Origin of the sequence: Algiphilus sp. (genome assembly GCF_965216485.1) — a bacterium.
Lineage (GTDB): Bacteria > Pseudomonadota > Gammaproteobacteria > Nevskiales > Nevskiaceae > Algiphilus.
The window spans coordinates 2,994,628-3,011,100 of record NZ_OZ244162.1; the positions used below are offsets into that span (position 1 = coordinate 2,994,628).

Annotated in this window: 18 protein-coding genes; 11 read left to right on the forward strand and 7 right to left on the reverse strand. The window is 66.4% G+C overall.

From position 1 onward, the window contains the following. Positions 1–2: 2 nt before the first annotated feature. Both ACOOFO_RS13805 and ACOOFO_RS13810 read right to left on the reverse strand, forming a co-directional pair. On the reverse strand, positions 3–2,417 hold the full coding sequence (locus tag ACOOFO_RS13805; protein ID WP_420427329.1) for a DUF6351 family protein: 2,415 nt from the start codon (positions 2,415–2,417) through the stop codon (positions 3–5). A 37-nt stretch (positions 2,418–2,454) separates the two neighbouring features. Continuing rightward, positions 2,455–3,831, reverse strand: coding sequence for an MATE family efflux transporter (locus tag ACOOFO_RS13810; RefSeq protein ID WP_420427330.1), 1,377 nt, complete (start codon positions 3,829–3,831; stop codon positions 2,455–2,457). A 75-nt stretch (positions 3,832–3,906) separates the two neighbouring features. Here ACOOFO_RS13810 and cutA point away from each other — a divergent pair, with 75 nt between their 5' ends. From cutA to ACOOFO_RS13865, 11 genes are all read left to right on the forward strand, one after another. Continuing rightward, the gene (gene cutA / locus ACOOFO_RS13815; protein ID WP_420427331.1) at positions 3,907–4,233 is read left to right on the forward strand and encodes a divalent-cation tolerance protein CutA; all 327 of its coding nucleotides are present in this window, start codon (positions 3,907–3,909) and stop codon (positions 4,231–4,233) included. Positions 4,234–4,237: 4 nt separating this feature from the next. After that, complete coding sequence (locus tag ACOOFO_RS13820) at positions 4,238–4,741, forward strand: TlpA family protein disulfide reductase (protein WP_420427332.1); 504 nt, start codon at positions 4,238–4,240, stop codon at positions 4,739–4,741. A 92-nt stretch (positions 4,742–4,833) separates the two neighbouring features. Then, a complete protein-coding gene (aroQ, locus tag ACOOFO_RS13825) occupies positions 4,834–5,274 on the forward strand; it encodes a type II 3-dehydroquinate dehydratase (RefSeq protein ID WP_420427333.1) in 441 nt (146 codons plus the stop codon). 33 nt (positions 5,275–5,307) lie between these two features. Continuing rightward, positions 5,308–5,757: an acetyl-CoA carboxylase biotin carboxyl carrier protein gene (gene accB, locus ACOOFO_RS13830; RefSeq protein ID WP_420427334.1), complete on the forward strand. Its 450-nt coding sequence runs from the start codon at positions 5,308–5,310 to the stop codon at positions 5,755–5,757. A gap of 3 nt (positions 5,758–5,760) precedes the next feature. Continuing rightward, positions 5,761–7,113, forward strand: coding sequence for an acetyl-CoA carboxylase biotin carboxylase subunit (gene accC / locus ACOOFO_RS13835; RefSeq protein WP_420427335.1), 1,353 nt, complete (start codon positions 5,761–5,763; stop codon positions 7,111–7,113). Then, a complete protein-coding gene (gene prmA, locus ACOOFO_RS13840) occupies positions 7,113–7,997 on the forward strand; it encodes a 50S ribosomal protein L11 methyltransferase (protein WP_420427336.1) in 885 nt (294 codons plus the stop codon). Before accC ends, prmA begins: the two co-directional genes overlap by 1 nt. Positions 7,998–8,146: 149 nt before the next feature. Next, positions 8,147–8,413, forward strand: a complete 267-nt coding sequence (locus ACOOFO_RS13845) for a helix-turn-helix domain-containing protein (RefSeq protein ID WP_420427337.1) — start codon at positions 8,147–8,149, stop codon at positions 8,411–8,413. Next, positions 8,410–9,957 carry a bifunctional phosphoribosylaminoimidazolecarboxamide formyltransferase/IMP cyclohydrolase gene (gene purH / locus ACOOFO_RS13850; protein WP_420427338.1) on the forward strand — a complete coding sequence of 516 codons (1,548 nt, stop codon included), beginning with the start codon at positions 8,410–8,412 and terminating at the stop codon, positions 9,955–9,957. Before ACOOFO_RS13845 ends, purH begins: the two co-directional genes overlap by 4 nt. 74 nt (positions 9,958–10,031) lie before the next feature. Next, a complete protein-coding gene (locus ACOOFO_RS13855; RefSeq protein ID WP_420427339.1) occupies positions 10,032–10,856 on the forward strand; it encodes a glutathione S-transferase N-terminal domain-containing protein in 825 nt (274 codons plus the stop codon). A 24-nt stretch (positions 10,857–10,880) separates the two neighbouring features. Further along, positions 10,881–11,237 carry a TraR/DksA family transcriptional regulator gene (locus ACOOFO_RS13860; RefSeq protein WP_420427340.1) on the forward strand — a complete coding sequence of 119 codons (357 nt, stop codon included), beginning with the start codon at positions 10,881–10,883 and terminating at the stop codon, positions 11,235–11,237. A gap of 67 nt (positions 11,238–11,304) precedes the next feature. Then, a complete protein-coding gene (locus ACOOFO_RS13865) occupies positions 11,305–12,132 on the forward strand; it encodes a UDP-2,3-diacylglucosamine diphosphatase (RefSeq protein WP_420427341.1) in 828 nt (275 codons plus the stop codon). Positions 12,133–12,164: 32 nt separating this feature from the next. Here ACOOFO_RS13865 and ptsP read toward each other — a convergent pair whose 3' ends face one another. From ptsP to ACOOFO_RS13890, 5 genes are read right to left on the reverse strand one after another with little or no spacing between them, the layout of a single operon-like run. Further along, a complete protein-coding gene (gene ptsP, locus ACOOFO_RS13870; RefSeq protein WP_420427342.1) occupies positions 12,165–13,907 on the reverse strand; it encodes a phosphoenolpyruvate--protein phosphotransferase in 1,743 nt (580 codons plus the stop codon). A 46-nt stretch (positions 13,908–13,953) separates the two neighbouring features. Then, a complete protein-coding gene (locus ACOOFO_RS13875) occupies positions 13,954–14,223 on the reverse strand; it encodes an HPr family phosphocarrier protein (protein ID WP_223056534.1) in 270 nt (89 codons plus the stop codon). Beyond that, a complete protein-coding gene (locus ACOOFO_RS13880) occupies positions 14,216–14,638 on the reverse strand; it encodes a PTS sugar transporter subunit IIA (RefSeq protein ID WP_223056535.1) in 423 nt (140 codons plus the stop codon). The genes ACOOFO_RS13875 and ACOOFO_RS13880 overlap by 8 nt, the downstream gene beginning before the upstream one ends. Continuing rightward, positions 14,635–15,492: an RNase adapter RapZ gene (gene rapZ / locus ACOOFO_RS13885; RefSeq protein WP_420427343.1), complete on the reverse strand. Its 858-nt coding sequence runs from the start codon at positions 15,490–15,492 to the stop codon at positions 14,635–14,637. Before rapZ ends, ACOOFO_RS13880 begins: the two co-directional genes overlap by 4 nt. 14 nt (positions 15,493–15,506) lie before the next feature. Then, positions 15,507–16,469, reverse strand: a complete 963-nt coding sequence (locus ACOOFO_RS13890) for a hypothetical protein (protein WP_420427344.1) — start codon at positions 16,467–16,469, stop codon at positions 15,507–15,509. Positions 16,470–16,473: the final 4 nt, after the last annotated feature.

Consider the following 16,473-nt stretch of genomic DNA (forward strand, 5'->3'; position numbering starts at 1 on the left):
GGTCAGTCGTTGGCAGGCAGACCGCGCGCGACCCGCCAGCGCAGCGGCTTGGGTTCCGGCAATAGCTGCCGTCCGCCAAAGCTGAGCCAGACCGGACTACGCTCGACATCGCCGGCCGCCGGCAGCGCGTAGTCGCATACGCCCTGCGGAAAGACCTCGGCGATGGCGGCAAGCTGCGCGGGGCTCAGCGCCGCCGCATAGTCCTGCGGGTCAACCGGCTTCGTCTGACAGCGGATGACGTCGCCGGACAAGGGCATGCCCGCCACCATGCGGGGCGTGGCCGTGACCGGCAGCAAGGTCGAGCAAGGGCCGGTGCCCTGCCCGTTGTCGAAGTCCTCCGGCACATCCACGCGCAGCGGAATCTCCACCTCCACGGGAAGCGCGAGCTGGGTCAGCAATGGCGCTTCCACGCCCAGCGGACCGAGCAGCGATGCCGGCAGATCCAGCCGACCGCCGATGGTGCCGAAGCTGCAGCGGTCATCGGCATTGCTCGGCTTGGCGTTGATCACCGTGGCCACGCGATCGGCGCCGAAAGGCGCATCGGCTGCGGCGATGGCATCCAGCCAATCGTCCATGATCGGATAGACATCGGGCTGGGTCAGCACACCGCGAAAGATGCTGTGCGTGGCGCCGCCACCCTGCCGCGGCTGCAGACGGGCACGGATTGTGAAGGGGCGCACTGCCTCGTGGATGTTGGCGATCGGGATCAGATCGAGGTAGGGCGCCACATCGATGAACGGCGTCTCGGGCAGCGCTCCGCGACCGATCACCGCGCCCACTGCATAGGTGATGCGCTCCACCTCGGGGTCCATGGCCATGCGATCCGGCTGCCATTGCCCGTCGATATCGTAGCCGCCGATGTTGCGATTGAGATCGAGAAATTCCTCGAAGCTGATGGTGCCCTCATTGAAGGCCTTTAACCCATACTGCACGCCGGTGTTGTCCAAGGGGCGCCGCGCGAAGCCGGTGACGGGATCGCGGCCGAAGAGATTGACGTTGGCCTCCTGCACCGTACAGCGCACCCCCGTGGGATTGGTTTCGGGGTCATAGCGCATCGCCTCCGGCACCGGACAGCCGGTGGTCGGATCGAGCCGGTCGAGGAAGGTATCGGCCCAGGACTGGCAAATGGCATTGAGCTGATTGCCGGACAGGAGGTTGTGGCCATTGACCGCCGCCTGCTTCTGCTGGCTCCAGTCCAGGTCACTGTTGGCGTAATAGCGCAACAGCAATCCGCAGTCCGCCACCGTCATGGCCGTCGAGGGAATATCGGCGAAGGTGGCGGTGGGCAGGCCCGCCGAGATCAGTCCGGGCGCATTGTTGGCCGCGTTGAATTGCTGCAGCGCGGCGCCGGACCCATTGGTCCCGACCACGCGCTGCACGGGTCCGTACTGCTCCACGATATGTTCCTTGGTCATCATCGTGGTCTCGATGCTGATCAAGGGATTGCAGTGGTTGCCGAAAGCCGACAGCGTGTTGTGCACCGTGATGTCGCCACGTCCCAATCGGTCGGAAACCCCCGCCAGATTGATCAGCAGATTGTCCGCCGCCACCGCGGTGGGGTCAGGCAGTCCGCCGAGTACAAAGTCTGGGGTGCTCTGCCCCTGCGTGTAGCCCACGCCGCAGGATTCGCCGAAGACATAGAACACCCCGCCATTCCAGTTCAATGGCGCAAAGGGCGCCTCCGGTCCGCGTGCTGCCGGATCGTCAAGCACGGCAATGCGTGCGATGCCGCGATTGATGAAACGCGTTTCGACACGCACGACCCACGGCACCGAACGACCGTCCTCGGTCTGTGTGCTGATGGTTCCCGGCGGATAGTCGGCGAAGGGGTCTTCCAGTTCGACGAAGTTCTGGGTCAGCTGCCGCGCGAACCACTGCACCTTGGGTTCGAAACGGCAGTTCTCGTCGAGCGGCTGGCCGAGACCGACCGCCTCGGTCTGGCAGAAGAAGGGGCTTTGATGCGGCCCGGAAATGACGGGCCCGCTGACCTCGTGATTCTCCACCTCCAACACGGCGCGACGCACCCCCTTCGGCCCGCGTACCGTGGCCGTGAGCGTATTGCCCCCCATGCGCAGATCCTGCACCAGACCGGTGGCCGTGCCATCTTCGCCCAAGGCAAAGGCCGGGCTCACGTCCTCGCCATTGCGCGCGACCGACCATTGGTCGGCTTCATTGATGCCGCGCAGTGCCACCAGTACATCGCCACCCGTGACGGTGTCCGGCAGCGTGGAGAGCGTCAGCAGGTCAATCGCGCCCTCCGGTCGCGGCGGGGTCTTCAGGCTATGGAAGTCGGCCTCCACCGTGCGGCTTGCGCCGGCGGTGCCGGCACCGCCCTCGGGCGCAGTAGAAGTGCCGCAGGCGCACAGCAGGCCGACCAGCAGCCAAGGGGCGAGGCGCCCGGTACGCGTCAGGGGCATGACTTTCTCCTCGGTATGGTTGTTATGGACAACGATGTTAGTGCCGCGTCGCCGCAGGGTCACTCGTCGATTTTAAGGAGCGGGACGCACGCAAGAAGCGCGTGACCAGGCCGAAGGCGGCCACCGCCAAGCCGGCAATCAACCCCCACCAGAGCCCATCGGGTCCTGCATCCCAGACAAAGGCAGCAGTCCATGCCAGCGGCATGCCCACCAGCCAGTAGGCGGTCACCGTGATCTGCATCGGGCCGCGCGTGTCTTTCAACCCACGCAGCGCACCATTGGCCGTGGCCTGCAGGCAATCGAAGAGCTGAAAGGCGGCCGCGTAGGCCAGCAGGTGCGCGGCCACCTGCACCACTGCGACATCATCGGTGTACCAACGCGCAATGCTCTCGGGGAAGAGCGCCATGAAGGTGGCGGACATCAGGGAGAACAGAAAGCCAAGGGCAATGGCCATGCGACCACGCAGCGCGGCCGCGTGCGCATCGCCCGCGCCCATGGCCTGTCCGACACGCACCGTGGCGGCAAAGCCGAAGCCCAGCGGTACCATGAAGGCCAGTGCGGCGAAATTGATCGCCACCTGATGTGCTGCAACGACGGTGTCGCCGAAGGCCGCCATGAAGAGGGTGGCCGCCGCGAACAACCCCGCCTCAGCGATTAGGATGCAGCCGATCGGCAGCCCCAGACGCAGAGTGCTCAGCCAGTGCGCCCACGGCATGCCCGGCCACTGCCAGCGAAACAGCGCAAAGGCGGCGAGCGGACGGCTGCGCGCATAGAGCAGCAACCAGCAGGCCAGCATGACCAGCACCGCGACCACCGTTGCCCAGCCACAGCCCACCGCCCCCATCGCCGGCACCGGCCCCCAACCGAACATGAAGATGCCATCGAAAACCGCATTCACTACGAAGCCGAGGACGCTGATCCATAGCACCGCCGCCGTGCGCCCGGTGCCTTCGACGCCGTACCGCAGCACGAAGACGCAGGCAAAGGCGACGCAGGCGAAAGATTCGGCGCGCAGGTAATCCCGTGCCAGCGTCGCCGTCTCCGGCTGCAGCCCCGTCTGCGCGATGAGCGCACTTCCCACCGTCCACAGCAGCGCCATCCACACCAGTCCGAGCAGGCCAGCCAGCAACAACTGACCGCGCAGCATGACCCCCGTCTCCGCGGGATTCTCGCGGGCGCCGATGCGGTAGGCCACGATCGGCGATACCGCCATCAGCACGCCGAGAAAGAACATGAAGACCGGCATCCAGACGTGGCTGCCCACAGCCACCGCCGCCAGAGCCTGGCCGCCCAGCCGGCCCGCGAAGATGGTGTCGACCACCCCCATGCCCATGAAGGCGAGCTGTGCGCCGATGATGGGCAGCGCAGTGCGCAGGAAGGGCACCAGTTCTTGGCGGTAGGCAGCAGCGAGCACGGCGGTGGCCAGGCGAAGGGAGACGCATGGTAATCCGCCGCGAAAGCGAGGCCATGGGACTGCTATTCTCTGACCATGTCTGAACCCCTTGTCGTACTGGTCACCGCCCCGCAGGCGGAAGCGTCCGCCCTCGCCGAAGCGTTGGTCGAACGCCAGGTGGCGGCCTGCGTGAACATCCTCCCTGGCGTGCAATCGGTGTTTCTTTGGGAGGGCCGCGTCGATCACGAACAGGAGAGCCTGTTGATCTGCAAGACCAGCCGGAGCGGCTATGCCGCTTTTGAAGCCGCTCTGCTGGAACTGCACAGCTACGACGTGCCCGAGTGCATCGCCCTCGAAGCCCAGCAGGCCCACGCCGCCTACGCCCAGTGGGTGGTCGACAGCACGCGCGGCGCCGCGGAGTAAGCCGGTGCGTACGATCGCTCTGCTGCTGCTCGGCCTGCTCGGCATTGCATTGGGCGCTGGCGCCTACTGGTGGCTGGGCCCGGGACCGCAGCAGGCGATGGCCCCAGCGCTGAGCCTGACCGACCTCGAAGGCGAGCAGCACCGCCTGTCGGACTATCGCGGCCAAGTCGTGGTGATGAACTTCTGGGCCACCTGGTGCCCGCCCTGCATCGAGGAGATCCCGATGCTCATCGAGGTTCAGCGCGAACGCCGCGATGATGGCCTGCGCATGCTCGGCCCGGCGCTGGACGATGCGGCTCCGGTACAGCGCTTCGCCGAGGAATACGGCATGAACTATCCGGTGTTCGCTGACCCGAACCAGATCGGGCCCGCGCTCTCGACCATGGGGGATACCCAGGGCGCGTTGCCGTACACCGTCATCATCGACCGTCAGGGCCGTATGGTGGAACGCCATCACGGCAAGCTGGATCGGGCCGAGCTGGAATCCCTTATCGCGCCGTATTTGTAGGAAAATTCAGCGAAATGCGGCAAATGTGCGCCTTGTTACCGCATCGTGCTCGACAGCCGTTATACTCGGGGGACTGCTGAAGGAGCCACCCCGTGCCCTGCATCCTGCTGCTGAACGGCCCCAATCTGAATCTGCTCGGACAACGTGAGCCGGACCGCTACGGTACGCAAACACTGGCATCAATCATCGCCACGTGCAACACGCTGGCCGAGGCACTGGGCGCGTCACTGGACGCCTTCCAGTCCAACCATGAAGGGGCACTGGTGGACCGCATCCACGCCGCCGGCAGCGATGGCACCACGGCCATCGTCATCAACGCGGGCGCTTACACGCATACCAGTGTCGCGCTGCGCGACGCCCTCATCGGCGTGGCCCTCCCCTTCTACGAAGTCCACCTGAGCAATATTCACGCGCGCGAGGCCTTCCGCCATCGCTCGCTGCTGGCCGATGTCGCCAGCGGCGTGCTCAGCGGCCTGGGCGCCGATGTCTACCCGCTTGCCATTCGCGCGGCCTGTGGCCGCGCGGTTGACTGACCACCCCCATTCCAAGAACGAACGACCCCCACCATGGATATCCGTACGATCAAGAAACTCATCGAACTGCTTGAGCAATCCGGCATTGCGGAGCTGGAAGTGCAGCAGGGCGAGGAATCCGTGCGCATCAGCCGGCACGGCAGTCAAGTCGCCGCAGCACCGACCCCGGTAGCCGCACCGGCAGCACCCGCTCCGGCGCCGGGACCCGCTCCAGCGGAAGCCCCCGCGCCGGCCGAGAACCATGCCAACACCATGCGCGCCCCCATGGTCGGCACCTTCTATCGCGCGCCGGCCCCGGGCGCGCAAGCCTTTGTGGACGTGGGTCAGACCGTTCGCGCCGGCCAGACCCTGTGCATCATCGAAGCGATGAAGATGCTCAACCAGATCGAGGCCGATCGCGATGGCGTCATCAGCCAGATCCTCGTCGAGAACGGCGAACCCGTCGAGTACGACCAGCCGCTCTTCGTCATCAACCCGGCCTGAGCCATGCTGGACAAGATCCTCATTGCCAATCGCGGCGAGATCGCGCTGCGCATTCAGCGCGCCTGCCGCGAACTCGGCATCAAGACGGTGGCCGTGTATTCGCAGGCGGACCGCGACCTGAAGCACGTGTTGCTCGCGGACGAATCGGTATGCATTGGCCCGGCACAGGCCAACCATTCCTACCTGTCGATGGGCGCCATCATCAGTGCGGCCGAAGTCACCCAGGCCGACGCCATCCACCCGGGATACGGGTTCCTGTCGGAAAACGCGGATTTTGCCGAGAGCGTCGAGCGCTCGGGCTTCGTGTTCATCGGGCCGCGACCGGAAACCATTCGCATGATGGGGGGCAAGACCACCGCCAAGGCGGAGATGGCTGCCGCCGGCGTGCCCTGCGTGCCAGGCTCCGAAGGCGTGCTGCCGGACGACGACGCCACGTGCGTCAAGCTCGCTGAGCAGGTGGGCTATCCGGTGCTGATCAAGGCGGTCTCCGGCGGTGGCGGCCGCGGCATGTACGTGGTGCGCACACCTGACGAACTGGTCAGCTCCATCCACATGGCGCGCAATGAGGCGCAATCCGCTTTCGGTGACGGCTCGGTGTTTCTGGAGAAGTATCTGGAAGCGCCGCGCCACATCGAATTCCAGGTGCTGGCCGACGAACAGGGCCACGCCATTCACCTGGGCGAGCGCGACTGCTCGATGCAGCGCCGCAACCAGAAGGTGGTGGAAGAAGCGCCTGGACCCGGCATTACCGACGAGCAGCGCGAACGCATCGGCGCACTCTGCGTGGCCGCCTGCGAGCGCATCGGCTATCGCGGTGCCGGCACGCTGGAGTTCCTCTATGAAGACGGCAATTTCTACTTCATCGAGATGAACACCCGCATCCAGGTGGAGCATCCGGTGACCGAAATGATCACCGGCGTCGACCTCATCAAGAAGCAGATCGAGATCGCCGCGGGACGCCCCCTTGGCCTGACGCAGGACGACATCAAGATCAGCGGACACGCGATTGAATGCCGCATCAATGCCGAGGACGCGCGCAAGTTCATTCCCTCGCCGGGCACGGTAACGACCTATCACGCCCCGGGCGGCCCCGGCGTGCGCATGGATTCGCACGTCTATACGGGCTACAAGGTGCCACCGCATTACGACTCGATGATCGGCAAGCTGATCTGCCACGGCGAGACCCGCGAGATCGCCATCGAACGTTCGCGCAGTGCGCTGTCCGAACTCGTTATCGAAGGCATCAAGACCAACACGCCGCTGCACCAGCAGATCCTGCGCGACCCCACCTTCCGTGCCGGCAAACACAACATCCACTATCTGCAGCACCTGATCGACCATTGGGTGGAGAGCTGATGGCGTGGCGTCAGCTGGTGCTGCAGACGCAGTACCCCGATTTTGGTGAGGAGATTCTCGAGGCCCAGGGGGCGCTGGCGGTCAGCATGAAGCCGACCGAGGATGTCGACCCCATCCTGGAGCCGGGCCCCGGCGCCACACCGCTGTGGCCGCGAGTCTGTCTGGAGGGGCTGTTCCCCGATGACAGCGATCTCGCGCCGGTCTACCGCGCCCTTGAGGAATTGCTGCCCGACGCGGCCCAGATGCGCGCCGAGGAGATGCTGGTCCCCGACACCGACTGGGTCCGCAACTGTCTCGACAACATGGGCTCCATGCGCTTCGGCCAGCGCCTCTGGGTGGCGCCGCACCACCGCGAGGTCGATGCCCCCGGGGCCGTGGTCATCAAGCTGGACCCGGGGCTTGCCTTTGGCACCGGCACGCACCCGACCACCGACCTCTGCCTGCAATGGCTGGACGGCGCGTCCTTGCAAGGCCAGCGCGTCCTCGATTTTGGCTGCGGCTCCGGCATCCTTGCGGTGGCCGCCCTGCGCCTGGGCGCGCGCGAAGCGGTGGCGGTGGATAACGATGCGCAGGCCATCGTTGCCACGCGCGAGAACGCGGTCAACAACGACGTGGATGCGATGCTGCACTGCATGCTGGACACGGAATTCGATGGCGACGGAGACTTCGACATTGTCCTCGCCAACATCCTCGCTGAACCTTTGATTGCCTTGGCACCGACCCTGCTGGCCCAGCTCAAGCCCGGTGGCAGTGTGGTGCTCGCGGGGCTGCTCGACCGTCAGGCGGAACGCGTCGAGGCCGCCTACCCGGGCATTGCCTGGACGCGCGAATCACTGGAAGGCTGGACGCGCCTGGCGGGACGCAGCATGACGTCACAGCACTAGCGGCGACGCGTCACCGATAAAAAAGGCGGCGGACGCGGTAGCCGAGACGGCGCGCAGGCGCTATAGTGCCCGGCCGTGTCACCTGTGCGTCATCATTCGGTCACGCTCCCATGCAGGACGCACGTCACTTACCACCAGCCCGCCCGGCCATGCCCGACACATTGCCGCCCGCTCCGAAGTGCCTTGCTGACCATGTCGCCGAAAGCCTCGACGACTACTTCTCCCATCTGAATGGGCATACGCCGCCCGGAGATCTGTATGGGATGGTGCTCTCTCAGGTCGAGAGTCCGCTGCTATCCAAGGTGCTCGAGCATTGCGACGGCAATCAGTCTCGGGCGGCCGCCCTGCTCGGAATGAACCGCGCCACCCTGCGCAAGAAGCTCCGCCACTACGGGCTACTGAATACCGAATCATGACCCCTAAGCGTGCTCTGCTATCGGTCTCCGACAAGACCGGTCTCGTTGATTTTGCCCGCGTGCTGGCCGACGCCGGCGTCGAACTGCTCTCCACCGGTGGCACGCACCGTGCGCTGCAGGAGGCCGGCATCGCGGTCCGCGACGTTGCCTCGGTGACCGGTTTTCCGGAAATCATGGATGGCCGCGTCAAGACCCTGCATCCGGCCATTCATGGCGGCATCCTCGGCCGCCGCGGCATCGACGACGCCGTCATGCAGGCGCAGGGCATTGCCCCCATCGATCTCGTGGTGGTCAATCTCTATCCCTTCGCGCAGACCATCGCGCGCAGCGACTGCACCTTCGACGATGCCATCGAGAACATCGACATCGGCGGCCCGGCGATGGTGCGCGCCGCCGCCAAGAACCACGCCCATGTCGGCGTGGTGGTGGACCCCGCCGACTATGCGCGCGTGGGTGCCGCGGTCCAGGCCGGCGCGCTGCCGGACAGCCTGCGCCGCGAGCTGGCCGCCGCTGCCTTTGCCCATACCGGCCGCTATGACGCCATGGTCGCTGACTATCTGCAGACCGCCAGCAACCCGGACGAAGCCCATCCGGCCGCGCTCGTCTGTGGCTGGGAGCGGGTCGAAGCCCTGCGCTATGGCGAGAATCCGCATCAGCATGCAGCCTTCTATCGGGAAGCCGATGCCCCCGCCGGATCGCTGGGCGCTGCCCGCTTGGTCCAGGGCAAGGCGATGTCCTACAACAACTATGCGGACGCGGACGCCGCCATGGGCTGCGTCGCCCAGTTCGATCGACCGGCCTGCGTCATCGTCAAGCACGCCAACCCCTGCGGCGTCGCCGAACGCGACACCATTGGCGAAGCCTACGACGCCGCCTTTGCCACCGATCCCACCTCGGCCTTCGGCGGCATCATCGCCTTCAACCGGCCGCTCGACGCCGCCACCGCGCAGAGCATCATTAAGCGCCAGTTCGTCGAGGTCCTTATCGCGCCCGAGGCAGAGGCCGAGGCGCTGGAGGCGCTGGCCACCAAGCCCAACATCCGCCTGCTGCTCACCAGCAACGCCAGCGCGCCGCAGCCCAAGCGTCGCCTGCAGAGCGTCTCGGGCGGATTGCTGGTGCAGGATTCCGACCACGGCGTGGTCACTGCCGAGCAGCTACGTACCGTCAGCACCCGCGTTCCCGACGCCGCGACCATCGCCGACCTGCTCTTTGCCTGGCGCGTGGCCAAGTACGTCAAGTCCAATGCCATCGTCTATGCCCGTGACGGCCAGACCATCGGCGTCGGTGCCGGCCAGATGAGCCGGGTCTACTCCGCGCGCATCGCTGGCATCAAGGCCGCCGACGAGGGCCTGCAGGTCGAAGGGGCCGTGATGGCCTCGGATGCCTTCTTCCCGTTCCGCGATGGCATCGATGCGGCCGCCAAGGCGGGCATCCGCGCCATCATCCAGCCCGGTGGCTCGATGCGCGATGAAGAGGTGATCACGGCAGCCAACGAACACGATATCGCCATGGTCTTCACTGGCATGCGCCACTTCCGGCACTAGCATCGACGGCTGCGCTGCCCGCACTGCGCAGCTCGACGTTAAGCTCCGCATTCGCTCTCGAAGGATATCTCCGCATGGCCCGTACCCCCGCCGCACTGTCGCGCGCCGCCGTCAACGCGTCCACGGCGCTGTCGCGCCTGAGCCGCCTGCCGGGCGTCAATCTGCCGACCTCGCTGCTCGCCTCGTCGGCCCGCGGCTGGCGCGGTTCCAATGTGCGCGTGCATCAGCCGCAGGAAGTGACGGAGATCACCCTCTATGAATTCGAGGGCTGCCCCTTCTGCCGCGTGGTCCGCGAGGTGCTGACCGAGCTCGACCTGGACGTGCATATCCGCCCTTGTCCGGCGGGCGGACGCGTCTTTCGCGAAGAGGCCGAGCGGCTCGGCGGCAAGCAGCAGTTCCCGCTGCTGGTCATCGAGGGCGAGGCACCGCTGTACGAATCCGCAGACATCATCAAGCGCCTCTACGCGCGCTATGGCAACGGCCGTCCGGCACCCAGCGCGGCCGCCATGCGCCGCGCCCTCGCCGGCTCCCAGGCGGCCAGTCTGAGCCGAGGTCTGGCCGGCCTGCGCGCCCGCCCCTCGCGCCAGCCCAAGCAGCCACTGGTGCTGTACAGCTTCGAATCCAGCCCCTATTCGCGCATGGTGCGCGAGCGCCTGTGTGAACTCGAGCTGCCCTATCGGCTGAAGAATTTCGGCAAGGCGCGCGCCACCGATATCGGTCCCCCCTTCGTGCGCACGCGCTTCTTCCCCGATGCGCCGGTGGACTCGCGCAACCGGCGCGAGATGCTGGCCAAGACCGGTCGCACCCAGGTGCCCTATCTGGAAGATCCGAACACCGGCGCCGCCATGTTCGAGTCGCGCGTCATCAACAACTACCTGGAGAGCGTCTACGCGCTCTAGTGGGGCCGCCGTTATGCTGGGCGCATGACGGAGGATCTCAGCGCGGCCGACCGCGACCGACTGGCCGATCAATTGCAGGCGCTGGCGCAGCAACTGCGCGAGGCGCTGACCCAGAGCGACGCCTCGGCCAGCCCCGTGGAACTCGACCAGGCGCGCGTCGGGCGCGTCTCGCGCGGCGATGCGCTGCAACAGCAGGCCATGGCCCAGGCCGGACAGCGCGTCCTGCAGCAGCGACTGCATGCGGTGCACGGCGCCTTGCAAAGGCTCCAGCAGGGGCACTACGGCTACTGCATCGACTGCGACGAGCCCATCGCCCTCGCCCGCCTGCAACGCCAACCCGAGGCGGCACGCTGCATTGCCTGCCAGTCGGCTCGGGAGTAGGCCCTCGTCACAAAAGTGTCACGCCATTGTCATGGCAGCGACTCGACCGCCTCCTACCCTGCCGGCCATGGCAGAGACGACGGCACCGACCTACCGCACGATTTGGGTTTCCGATGTGCACCTGGGCACGCCCGGCTGCAAGGCCGAGCATCTGGTCGACTTTCTCAAGGCCAACCAGTGCGAAACGCTCTATCTGGTCGGCGACATCATCGATGGCTGGAAGCTGACCGGTGGCTGGTACTGGCCACAGGAGCACACCAATGTCATCCGCAAGATCCTGACCAAGGCCAAGCGCGGTGCCAAGGTGTATTACATCACCGGCAACCACGACGAATTCCTGCGCCGTTTCGTCAACTTCGGCCTGAGCATGGGCAACATCCACGTGCTCAACGAGCACGTGCACGTCACCGCCGATGGCCGCCGGCTGCTCGTGCTGCACGGCGACGCCTTTGACGTTATCACGCGCTATCACAAGTGGATCGCGATGGCCGGCGACACGCTGTACGAGAACGCCATGCGCTTCAACCGCCACTTCAATCGCGTGCGGCGTCGGCTCGGCATGCCTTACTGGTCGCTGTCGGCCTATGCCAAGAACCGGGTCAAGTCGGCGGTCAACATCGTGTCGGATTTCGAGGAATCGGTGGCGCACGAATGCCGTCGGCGCGGCCTGGACGGCGTCGTCTGCGGCCATATCCACCACGCCGAGATGCGCGAGATTCACGGGGTGCAGTACATGAACTGCGGCGACTGGGTGGAATCCTGCTCGGCCCTCGTCGAGCACTACGACGGCCGCATCGAGATCGTGCGCTGGGTCGATTTCAACAAGCTCAACGAGCGCCCCAACCGCAACGACGCCGTCGAACCGCTGGCGGTCCCCAGCGCCGAAACCGCCTAGGGCGCGCCTGGACGCGACCGCCAGGCAGGTCGCTACTGCGCGTCCAGCTCGGCCAGTCGGCTACGCTGCTCAGCCAGTTCGGTGGAAGCCAGGGCCCGTTCCACCCGCGCGCGCAGGCCGGCGATATCCGCGTCCATGACGATGCGCTTGACCTCCAGCAGGCTGGAAGGGTGCATCGAGAATTCGGTCAGCCCGAGTCCGAGCAGCAGACGCGTGTAGCGCACATCGCCCGCCATTTCGCCACACATGGCGACCGGGATGCCGGCCTGGGCCCCGGCGGCAATCGTCTGCTGAATCAGTGCCAGCACCGCCGGGTGCAGCGGATCGTAGAGATAATTGACCTCATCGTCGACGCGGTCGATGGCCAGGGTGTACTGGATGAGGTCATTGGTGCCGATGCTGAAGAAATCGCAGGTCCGTGCCAGCCAGGGCGCGGCAATGGCCGCTGCCGGCACCTCGATCATCGCCCCCACCGGAATGGATTCGGCCATGGCGTGACCTTCGGCCGCAAGCTCGGCGCGGCAGCTCTCGATCAGGCGTCGTGCCTGCCGGAACTCCAGCGTATTGGAGATCATCGGCAGCATGATCTGCATGCGGCCATGCGCCGAGGCGCGCAGCAGCGCGCGGATCTGCGTCCGGAACAGTTCGGGCTCGCGCAGACACAGACGGATCGCGCGCAGCCCCAGCGCCGGATTGTTGGGCGTCGGCCCGGAGCGCGCGCCGGAGTCCACCTGCTTGTCCGCACCCAGATCAAGGGTCCGGATGGTGATGGTGCCGGTGACCGCCGCCACCACCCGCGCATAGGCCGCGTACTGCTCTTCCTCGGTGGGCAGCTCGGCGCGGTTCATGAACAGGAATTCGGTGCGGTACAGGCCGACACCCTCGGCACCGACCCGCGCCGCCTCGGCGGCGTCCTCGGACAGCTCGATATTGGCGAGCAGACGGATCTTGGTGCCGTCACGGGAAATCGCCGGCTCATCCTTGAGCCGCTCGAGCCGGCGCTGATAGCGCTGATCGCGTGCGATGCGGTGGCGGAAGCGGGTCAGCGCGGCGTCGTCCGGACTGGCCAGAATGTGCCCTGCGGCGCCATCGACCACCAGCTGCTCGCCGTCGCGCAGCAGCCGACGCGCATTGTGCACGCCCACCACCGCCGGCAGATGCAGGCTGCGCGCCAGAATGGCGGTGTGCGACAGCGGTCCGCCATATTCGGTGACGAAGGCGGCGGTCTTCTGCTGCGACAGCAGAATAATGTCGGCCGGCGTGATGTCATCCGCCACCACGATGCGCGCTTCCTCGCCGGGCGGGCTGTCGTCTGGCTCCGGCAATGCCCGCTCCGACTGCAGCAGGATGCGCAGCACGCGCGCCACAACGTGCTCGACGTCATTCTGTCGCGTACGCAGATACGGGTCGTCCATCTGCTCGAAGACGGCCATCAGGGCGTCGCGTGCCTGGCGCAATGCGCCCTCGGCATTGAGTCGGTCGTCGCGGATGCGCCCGATCACCGCTTCGCTGAGCGAATGGTCATCGAGCATGAGCAGGTGGGTGTCGATGAAGGCGGCAATATCCTGCGGCGTACCGGCCGGGATCTGCGCCCGCACCTCGCGCAGCTGCTCCTTGGCCTCCTCGTGGGCGTGGGTATAGCGCGCGATCTCGGATTCGACTTCGTCGGGCTCAACGAAGTACTCGCGCACCTCCAGGTCGGTGCCCGAAATCTTGGAGACGCGACCAATGGCGATGCCGCGCGCGACGCCGATGCCGTGCAGCCAGAGACTCATGCGTCGGCGGGCCCGTGGCAGGCGCGTGCAGGAGGCGGAAGGCGGGTCATGACTCTTCGCCGAAGCGGTCGGCCACCAGTTCGGCCAGGCAGGCGATGGCGTGGTCGGCGTCGTCACCTTCGGCGATCAGCGTGATCTGGCTGCCCTTGGCCGCGGCCAGCATCATCACGCCCATGATGGACTTGCCGCTGACCTCGCGACCGTCCTTGCGCACACGAATCTCCGATTGATGCCGATTGGCCTCGGTCACCAGCTTGGCGGCGGCGCGCGCGTGCAGCCCCAGACGATTGACGATGGTTACAGTCGATTCAGGCACCGCCGTGCTCCCTGCTGCAGAACATGATGCCGCGCCGCCCGCCTTCTACGGCGGCGTCGGCGAGCGCATCCAGATCGAGATGCGGATAGTTGAAGACGCGCACCAGCATCGGCAGATTCAGGCCGGCCAGCACGCGGGTGCGGCCAGGCTCCGCCAGACGGGTGGCGATATTGCTCGGTGTCGAGCCGAAGGCGTCGGTCAACACCAGCACGCCGCGGCCGCTGTCGAGGCGTTCGATCATGCGCTGGCCGTCACGGGTGAGCAGCTCGGTGTCCTGGACGCGGCGGACTTCGAGTACTTCCACCGACAGCGTCAGCGCGTTCTCGAGCATGTCCCCGAGGGTGTCCAGGAAGAAGCGGCCGAGCCGTCCGTGCGTAACCAGCAAGACGCCGACGCGAGCCGCTGTCTCTGTCATGCCGCGAGTTCCTTGTGGCGAAGTTGCAGATCAGGGTAGAGCGCGCGCAGGCGTTGCGCCAGCCGTTCCGCAATATAGACGCTGCGATGCTGCCCGCCGGTACAGCCGATGCCGACGGTGATGTAGGAGCGCGCCTGTCGATCAAAGGCCGGCAGCCAGCGCTGCAGAAAGCCATCAATGTCGTCGATCATGCTGACCACGCTGTCGTGTCCTGCCAGCCATTCGACCACCTCCGGATCCTGGCCGCTGTGCGCGCGCAGCTGCTCCTTCCAGTGGGGGTTGGGCAGGCAACGCACATCGAAGACGAAATCCAGCCCATCGGGCATGCCGTTCTTAAAGCCGAAGGAGACGATGGAGAGCAGCATGGGGGCTTCCTCGCCGCGCGAGGTCAGCAGGATGCGCTCGCGCAGCTCGTGCAGATTCATGCTGCTGGTGTCGATGATCTCGTCGGCGTAGGAGGCGATCGGTTCGAGCAGGGCACGCTCCTTCTGCACGGCCTCCAGCAGGGTGTAGCGCGAACCCGACAACGGGTGCTTGCGGCGGGTCTCGGCGAAGCGCTTGAGCAGCGCGTTCTCATCGGCGGTAAGGAACAGGATGCGGGCATTGAGGCCGCGCTCGCGCAGCCGGTCCATGTACTGCGGCAGACCGCGAATGGCCTCCCCGCTGTCGCGCGCGTCGATGCCAAGCGCAATGCGGTCAAAGCGCCCCTCGGCCACGCCCCAGGCGCGCTTGGCCAGAGGGCCGAGCAGGTCCAGCGGAAGATTGTCGATGCAGTAGTAGCCCAGATCCTCAAGCTGGCGCAGGGCGACCGACTTGCCGGCTCCGGACAGGCCACTGACGATGATGACTTCCATGCGCCGCTCCCGCGTTACTGAGACTCTGTCTGCTCGTCAATGGCGCGCTGCTGCCGTTCGGCGAAAGCCTCCTCCGCGTAATAGCCCTGCAGGCGCAACCACTGATCGCGGCAGGCAGCCTCGACCAAGGTGCCCAGATTATGCCCGACGCGCACCGGCAGACAGATGGTGGGCAGAGCCTGTCCGAGGATATCGACACTGCCGCGCAGGCCGGCCAGCCGGGCGCGGTAGTCGGTGGGGGCATCACGTACCGGCAACAGCTCCAGGCGGAAATCCACCCGCCGGCTGTCCACCAGCGCATCGCGCCCATACATGCGCGCGACATCGAGCACGCCGAGCCCGCGTACCTCCAGATAATCGCGCAACAAAGAGGGAGCCCGCCCCTCCAGCAGTCCGCCTGGCAGGGCGCGGATCTCGGCCACATCGTCGGCCACCAGCCGGTGGCCGCGCGCCAGTAGCTCCAGCGCCAATTCGCTCTTGCCGACCCCGGCGGGACCTACAATGAGCACGCCGAGCCCGAAGACCTCCGCCAGCACGCCGTAGACGCTGGCCAGCGGCGCACAGGCCTCCAACAAGTGCATGCGCAAAACATGCAGCGCATCGGCACGACTGTGCGCATCGGGCAGCACGCCCAGCGCCACTGGAGTGCCCTCCAACCAGGTATGCAAAGGGTCGGCGTCCGCGGCCTTGGCCAGCACCACGCGCAGCCCGCGCCCGGATGCCTGGGTCAGCGCGGCAATGGGGTCGGCCGCGTCCTGCAGCCAGCGCAGCGCCGCCGTTCCGGCCATGCACAGATGGGCCGGCGCGCTCGGTTCGAGCCAGCCGGCGCGCGCAATCAGTGTGGAGGCCTCTTGCGCGCGGCGCCACTCCACGGCAAGGCCGGCGCGCGACAACAGCTTGCCGACGGCAAGCTGTGACGAGCCATCGGCATCGGCATGGACGGTGTATGCGGACGCGGCCGGCTGCTCCGCCGCCACGGGC

Excerpts from the sequence above, each read along its gene's own strand:
- ACOOFO_RS13865 (WP_420427341.1), top strand. The coding sequence starts at position 11,305 with ATGGCAGAGACGACGGCACCGACCTACCGCACGATTTGGGTTTCCGAT.
- ACOOFO_RS13805 (WP_420427329.1), bottom strand. The coding sequence starts at position 2,417 with ATGCCCCTGACGCGTACCGGGCGCCTCGCCCCTTGGCTGCTGGTCGGC.
- prmA (WP_420427336.1), top strand. The coding sequence starts at position 7,113 with ATGGCGTGGCGTCAGCTGGTGCTGCAGACGCAGTACCCCGATTTTGGT.
- cutA (WP_420427331.1), top strand. The coding sequence starts at position 3,907 with ATGTCTGAACCCCTTGTCGTACTGGTCACCGCCCCGCAGGCGGAAGCG.
- accB (WP_420427334.1), top strand. The coding sequence starts at position 5,308 with ATGGATATCCGTACGATCAAGAAACTCATCGAACTGCTTGAGCAATCC.
- ACOOFO_RS13880 (WP_223056535.1), bottom strand. The coding sequence starts at position 14,638 with ATGACAGAGACAGCGGCTCGCGTCGGCGTCTTGCTGGTTACGCACGGA.
- accC (WP_420427335.1), top strand. The coding sequence starts at position 5,761 with ATGCTGGACAAGATCCTCATTGCCAATCGCGGCGAGATCGCGCTGCGC.
- rapZ (WP_420427343.1), bottom strand. The coding sequence starts at position 15,492 with ATGGAAGTCATCATCGTCAGTGGCCTGTCCGGAGCCGGCAAGTCGGTC.
- ACOOFO_RS13845 (WP_420427337.1), top strand. The coding sequence starts at position 8,147 with ATGCCCGACACATTGCCGCCCGCTCCGAAGTGCCTTGCTGACCATGTC.
- ACOOFO_RS13860 (WP_420427340.1), top strand. The coding sequence starts at position 10,881 with ATGACGGAGGATCTCAGCGCGGCCGACCGCGACCGACTGGCCGATCAA.
- ptsP (WP_420427342.1), bottom strand. The coding sequence starts at position 13,907 with ATGAGTCTCTGGCTGCACGGCATCGGCGTCGCGCGCGGCATCGCCATT.
- purH (WP_420427338.1), top strand. The coding sequence starts at position 8,410 with ATGACCCCTAAGCGTGCTCTGCTATCGGTCTCCGACAAGACCGGTCTC.
- ACOOFO_RS13855 (WP_420427339.1), top strand. The coding sequence starts at position 10,032 with ATGGCCCGTACCCCCGCCGCACTGTCGCGCGCCGCCGTCAACGCGTCC.